The organism is Microbacterium lacus, assembly GCF_002812805.1.
In the GTDB taxonomy this organism is placed as follows: Bacteria; Actinomycetota; Actinomycetes; order Actinomycetales; family Microbacteriaceae; genus Microbacterium; species Microbacterium lacus_A.
On the sequence record NZ_NMUM01000022.1, the window covers coordinates 63,980 to 83,245 of the forward strand.

The window sequence follows — 19,266 nt, forward strand, 5'->3', positions numbered from 1 at the left end:
CGGCTGGTGAAGCTCAGCCGGCGGCGGGCAGTTGTTGCAGGGTCCACGAGTTTCCGTCGGGGTCGTCGAACGTGACGAACCGCCCCCACGACAGATCGTCGACATCGGATGCCTCGACCCCCACCGATCGCAGGTGAGCCAGCGCCGCGTCGGCATCCGGCACCACCACCTGAATCGTGTTCTGTCGACCCGGTTCGAGGTCGATCTCGAGACCGTCGCCGAAGGCGATCGAGCACGCAGACCCCGGTGGCGTCATCTGCACGAAGCGGAGCCCCTCGTACGGCACCTGATCGTGGTCGGTGTGGAATCCGACCCGCTCGTAGAATTCTTTCGCGCGGTCGACCTCCGTCACCGGCACGAAGATGAGTTCGATCTTCCAGTCCATTGCGTCCTCCTTCTGCATCGCACGTGGGATGCCTCGCGGCCACACTACGAAGAGCCGCGGACACGGGCCGTCCGCATCCATCGGCGCAGCGCTCGCCGCCGTGATGAGATGGAGTCCCGACCCCTGAGGAGTTCACCCGTGTTCCGCACCCCGCTCACCCTGTTCCGCACCCTCGCGATCGCGGAGGCGATCTCGTGGACGCTGCTGATCACCGGGCTGATCTTGCGGGCCACCATCGACCTGGACATTGCCGTCTCGATCGGTGGCGGCATCCACGGATTCGTGTTCTTGTCATACGGTGCGACGGCCGTGCTGGTTGCCAAGAATCAGCGGTGGCATGTCGTGCCCGCGATCGTCGCGATCGTCAGCGCGATCGTGCCCTACGCCACGATCCCGACCGAGATCTGGCTGCACCGCAGCGGTCGTCTCGCCGGGGCCTGGCGCCTGGAAGCGGGCACCGACCCGCGCGATGGCGCCTGGCACGATCGCCTGATGCGCGCACTGCTGCGTCGCCCGTGGATCCTCGCCGTGCTGGTCGCGGCGGCCGTGATCGTGGTCTTCGTCGTGCTGCTGATCGTCGGCCCGCCGGGCGGCCGCGACTAGGAGGCCTGTTCGGGACCCTGCGCGGAACCCAGCTCGGGCTGCCGCTCGGCCGCGGCGATCGGTTCCGGCGCGACCAGCGACCGTGCCAGCACGGTGGACCCCGCGACCGCCGCCGGCATGATGAGCACCGCGCCGAGCGGAACGAAGAAGCACAGTTGTGTCGCGACGCCGAAGCCGAGAGTCCGCGCGCGGTTGCCGCCGAGCAGCGCGCGGCGCGTTGCACGGTCGATCCCGCGAGCCGACAGCGCCCGCGATGAGAGCTCATCGGCGAGCAGCCATCCGGTCAGCAGGATGCCGCCGACGGCGCCGGCGAACCCGCCGACCACGGGAATGACCCCCAGCAGGCCGGCCGCGATGGCGATCAGGATGCCGCGCACGACGAAAGAGACACCGTCACCGACAGAACGCCAGAACCCGTAGGGTGCATCGGCAGGAGCGTCGCCGAGCTCGCGTTCGGCCGCACGCCAGATGCGGTCGTAGAACGGCTCGCCGATCAGCAACGTCAGGGCGGTGAACGAAATGGCGATCAGCACGAGCGCGGCGCCCAGTATCGCCGTGCCGACGGCGACACGCAGGACGCCCGCCCAGAGTCCCGGCCATCCGTCCGCGAACGGGGTGACGAATTCGGCGAGCGAGGGCAGCTGGAAAGACAGCGCCACGAGGCCCGCGAACAGAACGATGCCGACGATTGCTACGGGAACCAGCCCGAGCGCCATGGTGCCCGGGATGCGTCGCCAGAGCGAGAGGCCGCGTCCGAGCATCCGCACACCCGTCACGAACTCTCGCATCTCACCAGGCTACGGCCGCCCGCGTCGGGTGCGACCCCTATGCTGGGCGGCATGAGCGCTCCCGGGTCTGCCTCTCCGTCCGGATCCATCACGCTCGAGCCGCCGGTATCGGTGCGGATGAAGCACAAACGCGACTCCTCGGATCGTAAAGCGGCGGCACTGCTCCTGATCTTCACGGCGCTGGCGATTCTGTGGGCGAACTCGCCCTGGGGCTACACGTACGAGCAGTTCTGGGACATGCATCTGGATGTCTCGCTCGGCGATCTGCAGGTCTCAGCGACGCTGCACGGTGTCGTCAACGACGCCCTGATGGCCTTCTTCTTCTTCCTCGTCGGGCTCGAGGTCAAACGCGAGTTCGCGATCGGTGAGCTGACCGACCCGGCGCGAGCACGAGTGCCCATCGCGGCGGCCGTGGCGGGCCTCATCCTGCCGGCCCTGATCTTTCTCGCGTTCGCCGCGTCGACCGACTACGCCCACGCGTGGGGTGTCGTGATCTCGACCGACACGGCGTTCCTGCTGGGTGCGCTCGCCATCATCGGCCCGAAGTTCCCGGCGCGCCTGCGCACCTTCCTGCTCACGCTCGCGGTCGTGGACGACGTCGGCGCGCTGCTCGTGATCGGGCTGTTCTACAACGAGGGCATCCGCTGGGTTCCGCTCGCGGTCGCGATCGCGCTCGTCGCGGCGCTCGCCTGCGTGCGGTTCCTGCGCGCCGCACAGGGGCTGAGCTACGCGGTCCTGGGTGTGGGGCTCTGGGTCGCGTTGGCGTACGCCGGCATCCATCCGACCCTCGCGGGCGTCGCCGTGGCGCTCCTCATCCCGGTCTTCGCGCCCCGCCGGGGCGATGTGGAACGAACCGCCCAGCTCACGCAGGCGTTCCGTGAGTCGCCGAACACTCTCTACGCCGCGGCGGTGACTCGGAGCCTGCGCGAATCCCTGTCGATCAACGAGCGCCTGCAGACGTCCTGGTCGCCGTACATCTCGTTCCTCGTTCTGCCGATCTTCGCCCTCGCGAACGCGGGTGTGCACCTGGACGGTCAGGTGCTGGCGGCGGCCTTCACCTCGCCCCTCACCTGGGGCATCATCACGGCCCTTGTGGTCGGCAAGTTCGTCGGCATCGTGGGTGGCACAGCGCTCGTTCGCGCGTTCGGGGGTGGCAAGCTCGCGCCGGGGCTCGGGATGCCCCGGATCGCCGGGGGAGCGGCGCTCTCGGGCATCGGCTTCACGATCTCGCTCTTCATCGTGACCATCGCGATCGACGACGCCGAGGCGCAGGATCTGGCGCGCGTCGGTGTGCTCGCGGCATCCGTTCTCGCGTTCCTGCTGGGGTGGGTCATCTTCACCGTCGCGGATCGCCTGCAGCCGCCCCGAGCGATCGGCGCACACCTCGTCCGCCCCGTCGACCCCGAGCGTGACCACATTCGTGGCCCGGTCGATGCTCGCTACACGATCGTCGAGTACGGCGATTTCGAGTGCCCGTTCTGCAGTCGGGCGACCGGATCGATCGACGCCGTCTTCGATCGTCTTCCCGGGCAGGTGCGTTGGGTCTTCCGTCACCTTCCCCTCGATGCGGTGCACCCGCATGCCGAGGATGCGGCCAAGGCCGCCGAAGCCGCCGGGTTGCAGGGACACTTCTTCGAGATGGCGCGGACCCTGTTCGCGAATCAGAAGGCGCTCGCGAAGGACGACATCCGCGGCTACGCCACCACCTTGGGGCTCGACATGGACCGTTTCGTCGATGACTTCCGCTCGGCGGAGGTCATTCGACGCGTTGACGACGACCGGCTCGACGCGGAGATGATGGACCTGCACTCCACACCCACGTTCTTCGTCGGCGAGAAGCGTCACATCGGGCCCTACGACTCCGAAAGCCTCATCCGAGCACTCGAGGCGGCCGATCAGGCACAAGCGGGAATACCCGCCGCCCCTCCGCGTTCAACTTGATACGAACGCACTCAACTCCTAAAGTTGAGTGCTCAAGACTCATGTTGATCAGGAGGCCTCGTGCCCAACGATGTCACACCCCCGAATGGCGACGGCTTCGACAGTGGTGCCGGTGCATTCGACGAATTCCTCTCCCGCTACATGGCGGGTGAGCGCGCTCGCGCCGAGCGGTCGATCGACCTCGCGCGGTTCCTCAGCGCCCGCACGCAGGACATCCTGCAGCGCGCGGGACGCTACGCGCTCGAGCGCGGCCAGCGCGAGCTCGACGCCCTGCACATTCTTCGCGTGATCGTGGACGAGTCCCCGGCCCGCGAGGCCGTCGAGCGCGTCGGTGCGAGTGCGTCGGCGATCGTGCGCGCGGCCGAGGGGCGCCTACCCGCCGCGGGTAGCCCCGCGTCGGTCGACAGCGCCGTCATCACGTCGTCCGTTCAGCGCTCGCTCTTCCACGCGTTCCAGGTGGCGCGGTCATCCGGGTCCACCTACGTCGATCCCGAGCACCTCTTCTTCGCGCTCGTTCTGGCTCAAGATGCCCCGGCCGGGCAGGTCCTCGCCGAAGCCGGCGTCACCGCCGAGGCCCTCACCCAGGGCGCTCGTGAGACCGTCGGCGCGATGGGCGAGACGCGCCCCGAGCAGACCGAATCCGAGACACAGTCCCCGATGCTCGAGAAGTTCGGAACCGACCTCACCGAGCGCGCCCGCGCGGGCCAGCTCGACCCCGTGATCGGTCGTGCCGACGAGATCGAGCAGACCATCGAGATCCTTAGCCGCCGCACCAAGAACAACCCGGTGCTGGTCGGCGAGGCTGGTGTCGGCAAGACCGCGATCGTCGAGGGACTGGCCCAGGCGATCGTCGACGGCGGCGTGCCCGAGCAGTTGCGCGACAAGCGCGTCATCTCGCTGGACCTGCCCGCCATGCTCTCGGGCACCCGCTACCGCGGCGACTTCGAGGAGCGGCTGACCCAGACGATGGACGAGATCTCGGCCCGCAAGGGCGAGGTGATCGTCTTCATCGACGAGGTGCACACGCTCGTCGGTGCCGGAGGCGGCGGCGACGGCGCGATGGACGCGGGAAACATCCTGAAGCCCCGTCTCGCGCGCGGCGACCTGCACCTGGTCGGCGCCACCACGCTCAAGGAGTACCGGACTATCGAGAAGGATCCCGCGCTGGAGCGCCGATTCCAGCCCGTGCGTGTCGGCGAGCCCTCGATCGAGGACTCCGTGCTGATCCTGCGCGGCCTGCGCCCGGCCTATGCCGAGCACCACGCCGTCGAGTACACCGACGACGCGCTGCGGGCGGCGGTCGAGCTGAGCGACCGGTACCTGACCGAGCGCGTGCTGCCCGACAAGGCGATCGACCTGATCGACCAGGCCGGGGCGCGGCTGCGCCTGCGGCTCGGCGCGAAGGTCGACGTGAGCGCCCTGATCGCGCGGCTCGCGGAGCTGGAGGCAGACAAGAACGCCGCTGTCTCCGCCGAGCACTACGAGGAGGCCTCCCGAATCCGCGACGCGATCGCCGAGGTGCAGCAGCGCATCGACGAGGCCACATCGCGCACGAGGGCGGGTGCCAGCACCGACGCCGTCGTGGACGAGGCCCAGATCGCCGCCGTGATCAGCCGGGCCACCGGCATCCCCGTGAACCGCCTGACCGAAACCGAGCGCGAACGCCTCGCCGAGCTGGAGGGTGAGCTGCACGGCCGAGTGATCGGACAGGATGGCGCGGTCGAGGCCGTCGCGAAGGCCGTGCGGCGCAACCGCACGGGCATGGGCGACGCGCACCGACCGATCGGATCGTTCCTCTTCCTCGGCCCGACGGGTGTCGGAAAGACCGAGCTGGCCAAGGCGCTCGCGTCGTCGATCTTCGACGACGAGTCGGCCGTGATCCGGTTCGACATGAGCGAGTTCGGCGAGCGTCACACCGTATCGCGCCTGGTCGGTGCCCCTCCGGGATACGTCGGCTACGACGAGGCGGGCCAGTTGACTGAGCGCGTGCGCCGGAACCCCTACGCGGTGGTGCTGTTCGATGAGATCGAGAAGGCGCATCCGGATGTCTTCAATCTGCTGCTGCAGGTGCTCGATGACGGACGCCTGACCGACGGCCAGGGACGCACGATCGACTTCCGCAACACGGTGATCGTGATGACCTCGAACATCGGGTCAGAGTTTCTCGCGTCGCGGTCGGGCGCCATCGGCTTCATCGCCGACGGCGGTGGGTCGACCGGTTTCGGGAGCGAGGACGAGCTGCGCGTGCGGGTGATGGGAAAGCTTCGCGAGGCGATGCGTCCCGAGTTCTTGAACCGGATCGACGAGATCGTGCTGTTCCGCAAGCTTGAGAAAGCTCAGCTGCGCGAGATCGTGAGCCTGATGCTGGGTGCGACCGAGCGCCGCCTCAGCGCGCGCGAGGTCTCGTTCGAGGTGTCGGACGCCGCGATCGACTGGCTCGCCGAGCACGGCTACGAGCCCGAGTACGGAGCACGGCCGCTGCGCCGGCTGATCCAGCGCGAGGTTGACGACCGCATCGCCGACCTGTTCGTCTCGGGAGAGCTGAGCGACGGGGGAGCGGTCCGCGTGGATGCCTCGGGTGGCGAGCTTTTGGTGACAAGCCTCGCACTCGCTCAAGCTCAGGCGGCGTAACGGCGTCCTCCCTCTGCTTGGGGGAGGAGATTTGCCGGGCGGAGGGGGAGTCCCACCGAATTCTCCCTCCGCTCGGCAACGGCCCTCTTCTCGGTCAGCGTTTCCCCTCGCTACGCTTCTCGCGAGATGAAGGTCGACCTGAAGAAGCAGATCCCGACATACGCGGCGCCCTACGGTCGCTTCGAGATCGTGACGGTGCCGCCGGTGCGATACCTGGCGATCGACGGCGCCGGGGACCCCAACACCTCGCAGACGTACGTGGACGCCCTGGCGACCCTCTATCCCGTGGCGTACGCGCTCAAGTTCCTCAGCAAACGCGAACTCGACCGCGACTACGTCGTGATGCCCCTCGAGGCGCTGTGGTGGGCCGACGACATGGCCGCCTTCACCGCCGCGCGGGACAAGAGCCGCTGGCGGTGGACCGCGATGATCATGGTGCCGGAGTGGATCGACGACGCTCACATGGACCTCGCGATGCAGACGGTGCGCGCGAAAGGCATCGCGCCGGCGCTCGCGGCATTGCGGGTAGACGTGCTCGACGAGGGCCTCAGCGTCCAGACGCTCCACATCGGGCCCTACGACGCAGAAGGGCCGCTACTCGAGGCGCTGCACGCCGAGTTCATTCCGGAGCAGGGACTGCGGATGACCGGACGCCACCACGAGATCTACCTCAGCGATCCGCGTCGCGCGGCGCCCGAGAAGCTTCGAACGATCCTCCGCCAGCCCGTCGAGCGTGTTGAGTCGAACGTCGGCGCTCGCGCCGGCGTGGAAAACTGAGCACGTGATGGAACGCGCATCGAAGAACCCGGCCGAGATCGCACGCACGATCGGACGCGTGTCGCTCGCCGCCGTGCTGGTTGGCGCCGGGCTGTCGCATCTCTCGCGCGGTCGTCGTGGGTATCGGATCGTCGTGCCCGAGTGGGCGACGCGGATGCTGCGACTCGACACGGATGCGATCATCATCGCCTCGGGGGTTGTCGAACTCATGCTCGGTGCCGCTCTCGTCGTTCTGCCGCGTGAGCGTCGTCGCATCGGAGCGGCCGTCGCGGCCTTCTTCGTCGCCGTGTTCCCGGGCAACGTCCACCAGTGGCGGACGGGCCGCCCCGCGCCGCTCATGCGCACGGATCGCGCCCGTTTCGTGCGACTGCTTCTGCAGCCCGTGCTGGTCGTGTGGGCACTGTGGAGCACGGCCCATCCGTCTTCGTCGTCGCCATCCCGATTCCCGAAAGGTCGCCGTTGAGCATGACCCCGTCTTCCCGGCACGTCCGTTCGCTTCTCACCGCCGACGCCCAGCACGCCAGCCAGCTCGGCAGCATCCGTCGCCTCACCGTCGACAACTTCCCGATCCTGCGCCGCCTCTCGATCAAGCGGTTGGTGCTCGCGCCCGGCAACATCCGTGAACCGCACTGGCACGCCAACGCAGACGAGCTCGGCTACTGCCTGTCGGGGTCCGTTCTGGTGTCGATCGTCGAGAACGGCAGCGTCTTCTCGTCGTTCGTGATCGATGCGGGCCAGATGTTCACGATTCCGTCCGGTGCGCTGCACCACATCGAGAACATCGGCGGCTCCGAGGCCGAGGTCATCGTCGCCTTCTCGAACGAGTCGCCCGAGGATTTCTCCTTGCACGCAGCCTTCGGCCAGATGTCCGATGCGGTTCTGGGCAACACCTTCGGCCTGGCATCGAGCGAATTCGCGCCGGTGTCGCGGGACACCACCTCGCGCGACATCGTGCGGCGCGAGGGACCGCCGGTCATTCCCGACACAGCCGGCTATGGCAACCCGCACAAGCTCGATCTGGCGGCGCAAGAAGCGCCCCTCAAGCATCCGTTCGGTGCCGTGAAGCTCGCCCGCAGCCAGTACTGGCCCGCGCTCACGAGCATGTCGATGTACTCGCTCACGATCCGCGACGACGGGATGCGCGAACCGCACTGGCACCCCGGCACCGCGGAGATGGGCTACGTGCACCGGGGTCGCGCCCGGATGTCGATCCTCGACCCCGACGGCACGGTCGACAGCTATCTGTTGCAGCCAGGCGACTGCTACTTCGTGCCGCCCGCCTATCCGCATCAGATCGAGGTCATCGGCGATGACGACATCCATTTCTTGATCTTCTTCGATCAGCCGACGCCGGGCGACGTCGGGTATCGCGAATCGGTGTCCGCGTTCTCTCGCCCCGTGCTGGCCGCGACCCTCGGCGTGGCGATCGACGACCTGCCGGAGTTCCCCTTCACCCCCGTTGATCCGCTGCTGGTGGAGCGGATCAACCCGACCGACCCCGTTTGAGCCTCGACGCACACGGTTCGGGGCTCTCGTCGGCAATGTGTAATATGTTGCATTCCCGAGTCTTTGGAGAGACATGCCGCTCAGCGATTTTCCGCGCCACTCGCTCACGTTCGGGCCGAGTCCCGTGCACCCGCTCAACCGGCTGAGCGATCACCTCGGCGGCGCGCGCGTGTGGGCCAAACGGGAGGATGTCTCGAGCGGACTCGCCTACGGCGGCAACAAGGTGCGCAAGCTCGAGTACCTCGTCCCCGACGCCATCGCACAGGGCGCCGACACGCTGGTCTCGATCGGCGGAGTGCAGTCCAATCACACGCGCCAGGTCGCCGCCGTCGCCGCGCATCTGGGCATAAAGGCCGTGCTCGTGCAGGAGAACTGGGTGGACTGGCCCGACTCGGTGAACGATCGCGTCGGCAACATCATGCTTTCGCGCCTCATGGGCGCCGACGTTCGGCTGGACGCTTCGGGCTTCGGCATCGGGTTCAAGGACTCGTGGAAGCAGGCGATCGCGGATGTCGAGGCATCCGGTGGCACGCCCTACCCGATCCCCGCGGGGGCCTCGGACCACCCGCTCGGCGGACTCGGATTCGCCAACTGGGCACACGAGGTCGCCGCCCAAGAGGCCGAGCTCGGCGTTTTCTTCGACACGATCGTGGTGTGCAGCGTCACGGGCTCGACCCACGCCGGCATGATCGCCGGGTTTGCGGATCTGCAGCAGAACTTCGGCGGGCGCGAGCGCCGCGTCATCGGCATCGACGCGTCCGCGAAGATCGACGAGACGCGCGATCAGGTCGCCCGAATCGCGCGGCGCACGGCCGACAGGATCGGCGTCGGGCGCGAGCTGCGCGATGACGAGATCACGGTCCTCGAGGGCTGGGCGGGGGACTATTACGGGATTCCGGTCGCCTCGACCGATGAAGCGATGCGCCTCACCGGGAGCCTCGAGGGCGTCATCATCGACCCCGTCTACGAGGGCAAGTCGATGGCGGGGCTCATCGACCTCGTGTCATCCGGCGAGATTCCGCGCGACTCGAACGTCCTGTACGCGCACCTGGGCGGACAGCCGGCGCTGAACGCCTACAGTGGCCGCTACCACTGACCTCAGGATCCAGCGTCGGCGAATATTCCGGGTCGCGTATGCGTCGAACGGGGTGTTGACTGGGGTTCATGACGAACCCCGGTCGATCCACCTCTCCCGCCCGCACGATCGCGCGCTGGGCCCTCGGTGGTGCGCTCGCCTTCGCCGGTATCTCGCACCTGTTCTGGGCGCGAAAAGAGTTTCAGGCGCAGGTACCCGACTGGACGACCGAATACACCCCCCTCGACAAAGATGCCGTGGTCGTCGCGTCCGGCGCCGTCGAGATCATGCTCGGAGCGGCGCTGATCGCCCTACCGAAGGAGCGGTCGCGGATCGGCCTGCTGCTCGCGGCCTTCTTCGTCGCGGTGTTCCCGGGCAACATCGAGCAGTACACGAAGAAGCGCGACGGCTTCGGTCTCGACACCGACCGCAAGCGTTTGGTACGGCTGTTCTTCCAGCCCGTTCTCGTGGCCTGGGCGTACTGGTCGACCCGGGACCGGTAGGTCACTTCGACAGGCTCAGTGACCGAGCTGGCGGCTCAGCGTCCGCTGACTCAGCGCTTGTCGGGAACCAGGCGTACGAGCCGGATGTTGTCAGTCTCGTTCATCTCGACGATCGTCGGATGCGCCTTGATGAAGTCCGAGAACGACTTGTAACCGAGCCCCTTCTCGCTGAACGACGGATCCATCCGCTTGATCAGGTTCTTGATGACCGAGCTGTGCATCCAGTCGGCGTCGGTGCGCTCGTGCTCGAGCCGCAGGGCACGCTCGAGCAGGTCGGCGGCCGGATCCTTCGCGCTTCGGCGACGCTGACGCACGGGAGCGTCGGATGCCGATGCATCCGGTTTCTGCTGCGGCTTGTCGGTCGGAACCGTGACTCCCGGGAGGGCGTCGTAAGCGTCGAATTGGTCGCAGGCCGCCGCCAGGGACTTCGCCGTGGACCCAGCGACGCCGACGCCGACGACGAACCGACCGAGGCGCTTGCAGCGTTGCGCGAGCGGCACGTAGTCCGAGTCACCCGCGACGATCACGACGTGCGTGAGGTCGGGAAGGCGGAACATGTCTTCCACCGCGTCGACCGCGAGGCGGATATCGGCGCCATTCTTCGCGTACGCCGCGGCGGGGAAAAGCTGTACTAGGTCGACCGCGCGGGCTACGAGCTGGCTGCGGTACACAGCGTTGACGGGCGACGACCAGTCCGCATACGCGCGCGTCAGCACGAGGGTCCCGAACGAGGCGGCGTAGTCGATGATCGCGCCGACGTCGATGACAGCCTGGCTCAGGCGCTCCGCGATCTCGGGCTCGGCCGGATTCTCGGCGATGCGCTGCCGGTCACGCCCGTACGCGTTCCGACCGTGCACGCGGTCGTACCAGGAGATGACGATGTTGTCGAAGTCGAGATAGACGGCAACGCGTCCACCCTCGGCCATATCAGGCGCCGCCCATCTCAGGCCTCGCTCGGGTAGACGAGGCCGATGTGGCCCCGGATCTGATCGAGGGTCGCCATGATCTCCACCGTCTCGTCGATGGGGAGGATGTCGCCGCTCAGGTTGCCTTCTGCGACGAGCCGTTCTGCCGCGAGTGCCTGGTACTGCATCCCGCGGCCCTGGACGTGCGACACATAGTGTTCGCGTACCGTGCCGTCCGGAGCGCTGAGGCGGAACGACGTCGCGTTGTACCAGGTGCGGTCGATATCGATCCGCCCCGCGGTTCCGATGATGTGCGCGGTGTTCGGACCGGCCGCGCGCGACGACGAGATCGTGGTCGAGATCGCTCCGGACGCGTGCGTGAAGATCGTCGCGATCTCGGTGTCGGCCCCCGTATCGCTCTTTCGAGCCGATGCGAGGATCGTTTCGGGGCGTCCCAGGATGTCCCAGGCGAACGACACGGGATAGATGCCGAGGTCGAGCAGTGCGCCACCGCCGAGCTCCAGCGCGTTCAGGCGGTGACCGGGGTCATCGGAGATCTGCTGCGTGTGATCGGCGAAGACCGCCCGCACCTCACCGATCGCACCGTCGGCGATCAGCTCGCGAATCCGCACCATGTGGGGCAGGTAGCGCGTCCACATCGCCTCGAGCACGAGCACACCGCGCGCGGCGGCGGCATCGCGAACGGCGGCGGCCTCCGTCGCGTTGAGGGTGAACGGCTTCTCGACCAGAACATGCTTGCCGGCGGCGATGATCGCGAGGGCGTTCTCGGCGTGGGCGGGGTGGGGTGTCGCGACGTAGATGATGTCGACATCGGGGTCGGCGAGCAACGCCTCGTAGGACCCGTGGGCGTGCGGAATGCCGAATTCTTCGGCGAACGCCCGGGCCGACACATCCGATCGAGAGCCGACCGCCACGATCTCACGTCCGGCGACGTGCAGGTCTTTCGTGAAAGTGCGGGCGATGCTGCCCGTCGCAAGAATTCCCCAACGCAGCCCGGTCATGCCCCGAGCCTACCTCCGGGGCGGTGTGAGCCGCGGAGGTTCCTGCGAGACACCGCAGAGGAAGGCGACCAACCGGGTCGAGGTGTCTTCCATGGCGGGTCCTTTTCCGAACTCCCAGCCGTCGTCGGTGGAGCGGAGGGTGTGTCCCCGGACGACGGCGCGGACATCGAAGCTCCCTGACGTCGCGAGATACAGCGCGACCGCGCCGGAAGTGCGGGGCGCGAGAGCGATGGGCATGCCGGTGTCCCGGCTCAGGGCGAGCGCTGCCGTGACTGTGCGCGAGAGATCGCGGATGCGCCGCTTGCCGCCCGCGGCGATCGCATCGGCAACCGCCGCGAGATCGTCGCCACCGACGGCGCCGAGCCGCGAGATGTACGGCATCGTGATGAACCGCACCGTTTTCGGCCGCCACATCTACGCGATCGGTGGCAACCGCCACGCGGCCGAGCTCTCGGGCATCAAGACCCGCCGCGTCGACTTCTGGTTGTTCGTCAACATGGGCTTCCTCGCCGCCCTGGCCGGCCTGATCTTCACGGCTCGCCTGAACCTCGCCGGACCCAAGGCCGGTGACGGTTTTGAGCTCGAGGCGATCTCTGCGGCGTTCATCGGTGGCGCGGCCGTGCAGGGTGGTGTCGGCACGATCGGTGGCGCCATCATCGGTGGTCTGATCATCGGTGTGCTGAACAACGGTATGTCGATCCTCGGCATCGGCATCGAGTGGCAGCAGGCCGTCAAGGGTCTCGTGCTGCTCCTCGCGGTCGCATTCGACGTTTACAACAAGCGTCGCTCGGCGAACTAGCTTGACGAGAAAATGCAACACGGCAACGCGGCGGTCGGGTCATCCGATCGCCGCGTTTGTCGTTTCCGCCCGTCTAGCCTGGACACGTATTCGTCCGTCACCGTCCCGGGAGAGCCATGTCCAACATCCTCATCACGCCCGAGGCGCTTGCCGTGCTGATCGCCGAGGGAGCGCCGGTCCGCGTGCTCGACGTCCGATGGCGGCTCGATCGTCCGGATGGGCGACCGGACTACCTCGCCGGCCACATCCCCGGAGCCGTGTACGTCAGTCTTGACGACGAGCTGGCCGCGCACGGCGAACCGGCCGACGGGCGTCATCCGCTCCCCGATGCTGCGACGCTCCAGGCCGCCGTGCGCCGGTGGGGGATCAACGACGGCGACACGGTCGTCGTCTACGACGACCTGAAATCGCTCTCCGCGGCCCGCGCCTGGTGGGTGCTGACGGACGCGGGTCTTGCCGACGTGCGGATCCTTGACGGGGCGCTCCGAGCATGGACGGCAGCGGGGCTGCCCCTCAACGAGGGCGATGTTGTGCCGGTGCCCGGGTCAGCCACCTTGTCGGCGGGCCGGCTCGCTCAGGTCTCGATCGACGAGGCCGCGGAGCTCGCGGCATCCGGTGCTCTGCTCGACGTACGGGCACCCGAACGCTATCGCGGCGATGTCGAGCCGATCGACCCGCGCGCCGGCCACATTCCGGGCTCGATCAACGTGCCCACGACAGGAAATGTCGACGAGGATGGGCGGTTTCTGGGGCCCGAGGCCCTGCTCGCGCGGTTCACGGCAGCGGGAGTCGACGCCGCATCGCCCGTCGCCGTGTCGTGTGGTTCGGGGGTGACGGCGTCGCACGCGTTCGTCGCCCTGCGGCTCGCGGGTTTCGCGCCCACTCTGTACCCCGGTTCGTGGAGTCAGTGGGCCAATCATCCGGACCGTCCCGTCGCGACGGGCCCGAATCCGGGGTCGCGCTAGGGGACGAGGACGATCTTGCCGTCGACACCGCGCTCGATCGCGCGGTGCGCCTCGGCGGCGTCTTCCAGCGAGAACGAAGGGCCCGCCTCGATCGAGAACACACCCGCCGCGATCAGAGCCATCGTCACGGGGAACGCCTCGGCACGCCAGGCGAGCTCGGTCTCGGTGAGGGGTGTGGAGCTGCCGCCGCCGAAGGCGCGCACGCCGTAGTTGCCGGCATCCTGTCCGCGCACGATCGTTCCGATGTGATGACGGTCGGCCACGAGTTCGCACGACACGTCGAGCGCCTCGTCGGTCCCCGCCGCATCGAACGCGACCGTGATGCCCTGCGGTGCCGCCTCGCGAACGCGCTCGAGCAGACCCGGGCCGTACGCGACCGGCGTGGCCCCCAGCTCGCGCACGCGGTCGAAGCGGCGCTCGCTCGCGGTAGCGATAACGGTGGCGCCCCAGAGCCGGGCGTACTGGATGGCGGCCTGGCCGACGGATCCGGATCCCGCGTGGAGGAGAAGGGTGTCACCCGCCCCGACATCCAGCGAGCGGAGCACTTGGTACGCCGTTCCCACCGGGATGCCGATGCCGGCACCCGCTGCGGCCGAAACCGACGGCGGGCGGGGGATGGCATTGTGTGCGGCGACCCGCACCTCGCTCGCGTAGGTGCCGGATGTCTCGCGGAAAGCGACGGGGTCGCCGACCCGAAACCCCTGCACGTCATCGCCAACGGCAACGACCACACCGGCGCCGTCGCGCCCGATATGCCGCGGGGCCGTGAGCGGGGCGGACGTACGCCTACCCGCGCGCAGCTTGGCGTCGATCGGGTTGATTCCCGCGGCTTCGACCCGGACGATCAGGTGCGCCGGGCGCAGCTCGGGGGTCGGGGTCTCGGTAACGGTGAGGACCTCGGGCCCGCCGAACTCGGTATAGACGATTGCGCGAGTCATGGTGATGCGTTCTTCCTCGTCGGGGACTGCGATCTGTCTCGAGCGTAGACCTCGCGCCGCGGGACTCGCCCCTGCCGAACCGGGGCAGGTTTGATGCTGTGGGGCAGGTTTGCTCGTGCCCCACAGCACGCGAGGTGCCCCACTTCTGGCGTGGGGTCGCGCGGGGTCGCGCGGGCGTGGGGTGTGGGGGCGGGGCCGGGAGGTGGACCGAACGGTCCGCGTCATGAACCCTCGCGCAGGGCCTTCGTGATGCGCGGAAGCGAGACGGGCTCCGCGGTGCCCAGGCGCTGGGCGAACAGGCTGACGCGATACTCCTCGAGCAACCAGCGGGTGTGGGCGAGGGCCGGCGAAGCATCCGGACTCAGGGGGATCGTGCCACCGGCCTCGGCGTATAGGGCGGCTGCCCGTTCGAACTCGGTCATCCTCTGGCGGTCACGGCCCGGGGTGTCGGCGAGCTCCTCGAGCCGCAGACGAGCACCCTCGAGGTACCGGAGCACATGAGGCAGCCGGGCGGTACCGGTCTGAAGCACGAAACCCGGATAGATCAAGCCCGCGACCTGCGCCCGCACATCGCCGAGCGCACCCAGCAGGGTCATGGCGTTCTGCCCGCGCAAAGCTTTGTCGACGTTGCGTGCGGCCAGCAGGATTCGGGCGGTCAGCGACACGGCGGCGAACATCGCCTCGACGATTCCGGCCGAGACCGCGTCGCGCACACGCGCGAAGTCCCCGGCGCTGCGGACCACGCCGGTCGGCGCAATAGTGCGGATCAGCGTGTCGGCCGCCGCCGCGCGGCAGTCCTCGATCAGCGCCTTCGCGGAGGCATAGGGAGAAGCGGCGAGGGCGAGTTTCTCATTCGCGGTCAGGTGCTCTTGCACGTACGAAACGGGTGAGGGCACGGCGAGCAGCACGAGTCTGCGGATGCCGACCCGGAGGGTTCGCTCGGCGGCATCCGGTGTCGTCTCGATGCGCAGCGACACGCTCGTGCCATCGTCGACGAGTGTCGGGTACCCGCGGACAACGCCGCCCGCCACGCGCGTGTCGACGACGGGCGGAAGGTCACCGAGGTCCCACGTGGTGATCCCCTCGCGCTCGCGGACGGATGCCCCGGTGCTCGGGGACGGGTCGACGAGCGCGGCCGGACCCGCGCCACGCCGAGGCTTCCCTGTCGACGGCGGCGCGGCGAGCCGGGTCGCGACGCTCTCGCGCGCACGGCTCGACAGACTCTCTTGCAGCTCCCGCAGGTCTCGCCCCGAACCGACCGTGCGTCCGCGATCGTCCACGACACGGAAGGTCGGGCGAAGGTGCGCGGGAACGCGGTCCATCTCGAAGTCGTCGGCCGTCACGGGCTGGTTGGCGACGCGCTGGATGAGCTTCGCCAGCGCCGCGGCAAGGGACGTCGGGGGCAGTCCCGCGTGGCTCTCGGGGCCGGCGCCCGCCAGGTCGTCGGCGAATTTCGCGGCCCAGTCCGCCGCGGGCACGACGTGCCGGCGGATGGACTTCGGCAGCGCCCGCAGCAGCGCGGTCACCAGATCCGGACGTAGCCCCGGAACCTGCCAGTCGAAGCCATCCGGGCGGACACTCGCGAGAAGCGCCAACGGCACGACGACGGCGACCCCGTCGTCGGGTGCCCCCGGCTCGAACCGGTAGGCGAGAGTAAGGGTTTGATCGCCCTGGGTCCAGCGGGTCGGGAAGTCCGAGGCATCCGATCTCGCCTCGCCCTCGAGCAGGTCCTGCTCGCGCATCGTCAGGAGTTTGGGCGTGCGAGCGGATGCTTCACGCCACCAGTTCTCGAACGAGCGGACGTCGAATACCTCGGGCGGAATATGCGTGTCGTAGAACGCGAAGACCGCCTCGTCTCCGGCGAGGATGTCTCGCCGACGTTCGCGCTCTTCGACCCGCTCGAGCCGGCGGCGCAGCTCGTCGTTCGCGCGCGCGAAACTCGTCAGACGCTTGTCGATCTTCGACGGATCCCATTCGTTTTCGACCAGCGCGTGCCGGACGAACAATTCGCGCGCCCCGGCGCGGTCGATGCGAGCGAACTGCACGCGACGGCGGGGGATGATCTCGACCCCGAACAGCGTCACCTTCTCGTAGGCGACGGCGGCCCCGGCATCCTTCGACCAGTGCGGCTCGCTCACCTGACGCTTCGCCAGGTCGCCGGCGAGGGGCTCGGCCCAGGCGGGGTCGATCGCGGCGACCGTGCGGGCATAGAGGCGCGAGGTCTCGACCAACTCGGCGGCCATGACCGCCTTGGGGCGGGCCTTGCGCAGGCCCGAGCCGGGGAAGATGGCGAATCGGATGCCTCGGGCGCCGAGATATTCCGAGGCCGGGGCGCGCCGAGCACTCGGTGCCGCGCCCTTCTGTGCCGCACGCTCGTCGATTAGTCCGATGTGCGAGAGCAGGCCCGCAAGGATCGCGCGGTGGATCGCCGCGGGGTCGAGGGCCTGCTCGTCGGGGTCTGCAGAACCGGCACCCTCGGGGGTGGAACGGGCACCTTCGCGCCCGGAACGGGCACCCTCGCGGAGGGAACGGGCACTCTCGGGCGAGGGCTTCTGCGCAGGGACGAGGCTGCGGATCTGCCGGTGCACGTCGAACCACTCCCGCACGCGGACATAGTTGAGGTGCTCGGCGCGGCACAGGCGCCGGAACGCGCTCGACCCGTTCTCGCGCTGCGCCTGCTGCAGGTGATTCCAGAGATTCAGCAGCGCGAGGAAGTCGCTCGTCGGGTCGGCGAAGCGCGCGTGCAGCCGGTCGGCCTCCTCGCGGCGCTCTTCGGGGCGCTCGCGCACGTCCTGAATCGACATGCCCGCCACGATCGGCAGCACCTCGGCGATCGCGCCCGTACGCTGCGCCTCGATGAGCATGCGCGCGAAGCGAGGGTCGATGGGCATGCGGGCGATGTCGCGCCCGATGCGGGTCAGGCGCGGGGCGCCCCGGCTGTGTCCTCCAGAAGCATGTTCGACGGCGCCGAGCTCGCCCAGTAGGTCCAGTGCGGCCTTGACGCCCCGCGAATCGGGCGGGGTGAGGAAGGGGAAGGCCTCGATGTCGCCGAACCCGAGGGAGAGCATCTGCAGAATGACCGAGGCGAGGCTCGTCCGCAGGATCTCGGGCTCGGTGTACTCGGGCCGTTTGGCGAAGTCGTCGGCGGCGTAGAGGCGGATCGCGATGCCGGCGCTCGTGCGTCCGGCGCGCCCGGAACGCTGCTGCGCGGATGCCTGCGAGACGGCTTCGATCGGCAGGCGCTGCACCTTCGCGCGGTTGCTGTAGCGGGACATCCGGGCCGTGCCGACGTCGATGACGTAGCGGATGCCGGGCACCGTCAGGCTCGTCTCGGCGACGTTCGTCGCGAGGATGACCCGGCGGCGCACGCCCGCGACCCGCGAGGGCTCGAACACGCGGTGCTGATCGGCCGACGACAGGCGCCCGAAGAGGGGGAGCACCTCGGTCGGGGCTGCGCCCTGCGCGTAGGCACCCCGGACGGCGTCCGCCGCGTCGCGAATCTCGGCCTCGCCCGGCAGGAACACCAGGACGTCGCCCGGGGCCTCGCGGTCGAGTTCGCGGAGCGCCGCGACGATCCCGGCCACCTCGTCACCCTCGACGTCGTAGGCATGCTCGTCGATGGGGGGCGGTCGCTCCTGGTCCGTGTGTAAATCTGAAAGGAATATCGGGTCGGAAGAGGCCTCATCTGGGCTCGACGAGCCTTCAGGAGCCCGATTTTCCTTCGAGATCTTCGCCTCGCCGACGAGAGGCCGGTAGCGGATGTCGACCGGGAACGTCCGCCCCGACACCTCGACGATGGGCGCGGGCGTGCCCGAGGCATCCGCGAAGTGCGCGGCGAAGCTCTGCGGGTCGATCGTCGCCGACGTGACGATGACCTTCAGATCGGGTCGCTCGGGCAGGATCCGCGTCAGGTACCCCAGCAGGAAGTCGATGTTGAGGCTGCGCTCGTGAGCCTCGTCGATGATGATCGTGTCGTAGCGGCGCAGCAGCCGGTCGCGGTGGATTTCGTTCAGCAGAATGCCGTCGGTCATGAGTGCGACGAGCGTCTGGTCGGACACGTTGTCGGTGAAGCGCACCTTGTAGCCGACGAGGGTGCCGAGGGGCACCTCGAGTTCTTCGGCGATGCGCTCGGCGATCGTGCGGGCCGCGAGGCGGCGCGGCTGCGTGTGGGCAATGCGGGAGCGGCCGAGCTCGAGGCAGATCTTCGGAAGCTGCGTCGTCTTTCCCGAACCGGTGGCCCCGGCGACGATCACGACCTGGTTGCCCTCGATGGCGCGCGCGATCTCTTCCCGGGCGGCGCTGACGGGCAGCTCCGGCGGGAACGAGATCACGGGAATGGGCGCGGGCATAGCCCTCCATCGTATGACGCGCGGGCGTTGCCCTGCCGAGCGTCACGGGCGCGGTCATGGGCACGAGAGCGGCGCGACC

16 protein-coding genes and 1 pseudogene are annotated in these 19,266 nt (G+C 68.6%); 10 read left to right on the forward strand and 7 right to left on the reverse strand.

Going from position 1 to position 19,266, the window contains the following annotated elements:
* Window positions 1-13: 13 nt before the first annotated feature.
* Complete coding sequence (locus tag CGU34_RS06650; RefSeq protein ID WP_100813651.1) at window positions 14-385, reverse strand: VOC family protein; 372 nt, start codon at window positions 383-385, stop codon at window positions 14-16.
* A 138-nt stretch (window positions 386-523) separates the two neighbouring features.
* Here CGU34_RS06650 and CGU34_RS06655 point away from each other — a divergent pair, with 138 nt between their 5' ends.
* Entirely contained in the window at window positions 524-988 is a 465-nt protein-coding gene (locus CGU34_RS06655; protein WP_100813652.1) for a DUF3817 domain-containing protein, read from the forward strand.
* Here the strand turns inward: CGU34_RS06655 and CGU34_RS06660 are convergent.
* Complete coding sequence (locus tag CGU34_RS06660; RefSeq protein WP_100813653.1) at window positions 985-1,776, reverse strand: EI24 domain-containing protein; 792 nt, start codon at window positions 1,774-1,776, stop codon at window positions 985-987. The genes CGU34_RS06655 and CGU34_RS06660 overlap by 4 nt on opposite strands.
* 51 nt (window positions 1,777-1,827) lie before the next feature.
* Here CGU34_RS06660 and nhaA point away from each other — a divergent pair, with 51 nt between their 5' ends.
* From nhaA to CGU34_RS06695, 7 genes are all read left to right on the forward strand, one after another.
* Window positions 1,828-3,717 carry a Na+/H+ antiporter NhaA gene (nhaA, locus tag CGU34_RS06665; protein WP_232711570.1) on the forward strand — a complete coding sequence of 630 codons (1,890 nt, stop codon included), beginning with the start codon at window positions 1,828-1,830 and terminating at the stop codon, window positions 3,715-3,717.
* 60 nt (window positions 3,718-3,777) lie between these two features.
* Window positions 3,778-6,348, forward strand: a complete 2,571-nt coding sequence (locus tag CGU34_RS06670; protein WP_100813654.1) for an ATP-dependent Clp protease ATP-binding subunit — start codon at window positions 3,778-3,780, stop codon at window positions 6,346-6,348.
* 126 nt (window positions 6,349-6,474) lie between these two features.
* The gene (locus tag CGU34_RS06675) at window positions 6,475-7,125 is read left to right on the forward strand and encodes a GyrI-like domain-containing protein (RefSeq protein WP_100813655.1); all 651 of its coding nucleotides are present in this window, start codon (window positions 6,475-6,477) and stop codon (window positions 7,123-7,125) included.
* 7 nt (window positions 7,126-7,132) lie between these two features.
* Window positions 7,133-7,588, forward strand: coding sequence for a DoxX family protein (locus CGU34_RS06680; RefSeq protein WP_100813656.1), 456 nt, complete (start codon window positions 7,133-7,135; stop codon window positions 7,586-7,588).
* 2 nt (window positions 7,589-7,590) lie between these two features.
* Window positions 7,591-8,631: a cupin domain-containing protein gene (locus CGU34_RS06685; protein ID WP_100813657.1), complete on the forward strand. Its 1,041-nt coding sequence runs from the start codon at window positions 7,591-7,593 to the stop codon at window positions 8,629-8,631.
* A gap of 73 nt (window positions 8,632-8,704) precedes the next feature.
* Window positions 8,705-9,727 (forward strand): 1-aminocyclopropane-1-carboxylate deaminase, encoded by a 1,023-nt coding sequence (locus CGU34_RS06690; protein WP_100813658.1) that lies wholly within the window; start codon window positions 8,705-8,707, stop codon window positions 9,725-9,727.
* 68 nt (window positions 9,728-9,795) lie between these two features.
* Window positions 9,796-10,209, forward strand: coding sequence for a DoxX family protein (locus tag CGU34_RS06695; RefSeq protein ID WP_100813659.1), 414 nt, complete (start codon window positions 9,796-9,798; stop codon window positions 10,207-10,209).
* 50 nt (window positions 10,210-10,259) lie between these two features.
* On the opposite strand, the gene CGU34_RS06700 is transcribed toward CGU34_RS06695, so the two are convergent.
* Genes CGU34_RS06700 through CGU34_RS06710 form a run of 3 tightly spaced genes read right to left on the reverse strand, consistent with a single transcriptional unit; the run spans window position 10,260 to window position 12,517 of the window.
* Window positions 10,260-11,135, reverse strand: a complete 876-nt coding sequence (locus CGU34_RS06700; protein WP_036294741.1) for an NYN domain-containing protein — start codon at window positions 11,133-11,135, stop codon at window positions 10,260-10,262.
* A 17-nt stretch (window positions 11,136-11,152) separates the two neighbouring features.
* Complete coding sequence (locus CGU34_RS06705) at window positions 11,153-12,136, reverse strand: Gfo/Idh/MocA family protein (protein ID WP_100813660.1); 984 nt, start codon at window positions 12,134-12,136, stop codon at window positions 11,153-11,155.
* Between the two features lie 9 nt (window positions 12,137-12,145).
* Window positions 12,146-12,517: a hypothetical protein gene (locus tag CGU34_RS06710; RefSeq protein WP_100813661.1), complete on the reverse strand. Its 372-nt coding sequence runs from the start codon at window positions 12,515-12,517 to the stop codon at window positions 12,146-12,148.
* Here CGU34_RS06710 and CGU34_RS06715 point away from each other — a divergent pair.
* Both CGU34_RS06715 and CGU34_RS06720 read left to right on the forward strand, forming a co-directional pair.
* A pseudogene (locus tag CGU34_RS06715) lies at window positions 12,507-12,935 on the forward strand (ABC transporter permease subunit); the annotation flags it as partial. The gene CGU34_RS06710 and the pseudogene CGU34_RS06715 sit on opposite strands and share 11 nt — an antisense overlap.
* A gap of 116 nt (window positions 12,936-13,051) precedes the next feature.
* Complete coding sequence (locus CGU34_RS06720; RefSeq protein WP_100813662.1) at window positions 13,052-13,900, forward strand: sulfurtransferase; 849 nt, start codon at window positions 13,052-13,054, stop codon at window positions 13,898-13,900.
* Here CGU34_RS06720 and CGU34_RS06725 read toward each other — a convergent pair.
* Window positions 13,897-14,838: an NADP-dependent oxidoreductase gene (locus CGU34_RS06725; protein WP_100813663.1), complete on the reverse strand. Its 942-nt coding sequence runs from the start codon at window positions 14,836-14,838 to the stop codon at window positions 13,897-13,899. The two genes, CGU34_RS06720 and CGU34_RS06725, sit on opposite strands and share 4 nt — an antisense overlap.
* A 221-nt stretch (window positions 14,839-15,059) precedes the next feature.
* The gene (locus tag CGU34_RS06730) at window positions 15,060-19,187 is read right to left on the reverse strand and encodes a DUF3418 domain-containing protein (RefSeq protein WP_036295649.1); all 4,128 of its coding nucleotides are present in this window, start codon (window positions 19,185-19,187) and stop codon (window positions 15,060-15,062) included.
* Window positions 19,188-19,266: the final 79 nt, after the last annotated feature.

Coding starts and splice junctions, on each gene's coding strand:
- CGU34_RS06690 (WP_100813658.1), top strand. CDS start 8,705: ATGCCGCTCAGCGATTTTCCGCGCCACTCGCTCACGTTCGGGCCGAGT.
- nhaA (WP_232711570.1), top strand. CDS start 1,828: ATGAGCGCTCCCGGGTCTGCCTCTCCGTCCGGATCCATCACGCTCGAG.
- CGU34_RS06650 (WP_100813651.1), bottom strand. CDS start 385: ATGGACTGGAAGATCGAACTCATCTTCGTGCCGGTGACGGAGGTCGAC.
- CGU34_RS06720 (WP_100813662.1), top strand. CDS start 13,052: ATGTCCAACATCCTCATCACGCCCGAGGCGCTTGCCGTGCTGATCGCC.
- CGU34_RS06725 (WP_100813663.1), bottom strand. CDS start 14,838: ATGACTCGCGCAATCGTCTATACCGAGTTCGGCGGGCCCGAGGTCCTC.
- CGU34_RS06680 (WP_100813656.1), top strand. CDS start 7,133: ATGGAACGCGCATCGAAGAACCCGGCCGAGATCGCACGCACGATCGGA.
- CGU34_RS06685 (WP_100813657.1), top strand. CDS start 7,591: ATGACCCCGTCTTCCCGGCACGTCCGTTCGCTTCTCACCGCCGACGCC.
- CGU34_RS06700 (WP_036294741.1), bottom strand. CDS start 11,135: ATGGCCGAGGGTGGACGCGTTGCCGTCTATCTCGACTTCGACAACATC.
- CGU34_RS06710 (WP_100813661.1), bottom strand. CDS start 12,517: ATGCCGTACATCTCGCGGCTCGGCGCCGTCGGTGGCGACGATCTCGCG.
- CGU34_RS06695 (WP_100813659.1), top strand. CDS start 9,796: ATGACGAACCCCGGTCGATCCACCTCTCCCGCCCGCACGATCGCGCGC.
- CGU34_RS06705 (WP_100813660.1), bottom strand. CDS start 12,136: ATGACCGGGCTGCGTTGGGGAATTCTTGCGACGGGCAGCATCGCCCGC.
- CGU34_RS06660 (WP_100813653.1), bottom strand. CDS start 1,776: ATGCGAGAGTTCGTGACGGGTGTGCGGATGCTCGGACGCGGCCTCTCG.
- CGU34_RS06730 (WP_036295649.1), bottom strand. CDS start 19,187: ATGCCCGCGCCCATTCCCGTGATCTCGTTCCCGCCGGAGCTGCCCGTC.
- CGU34_RS06675 (WP_100813655.1), top strand. CDS start 6,475: ATGAAGGTCGACCTGAAGAAGCAGATCCCGACATACGCGGCGCCCTAC.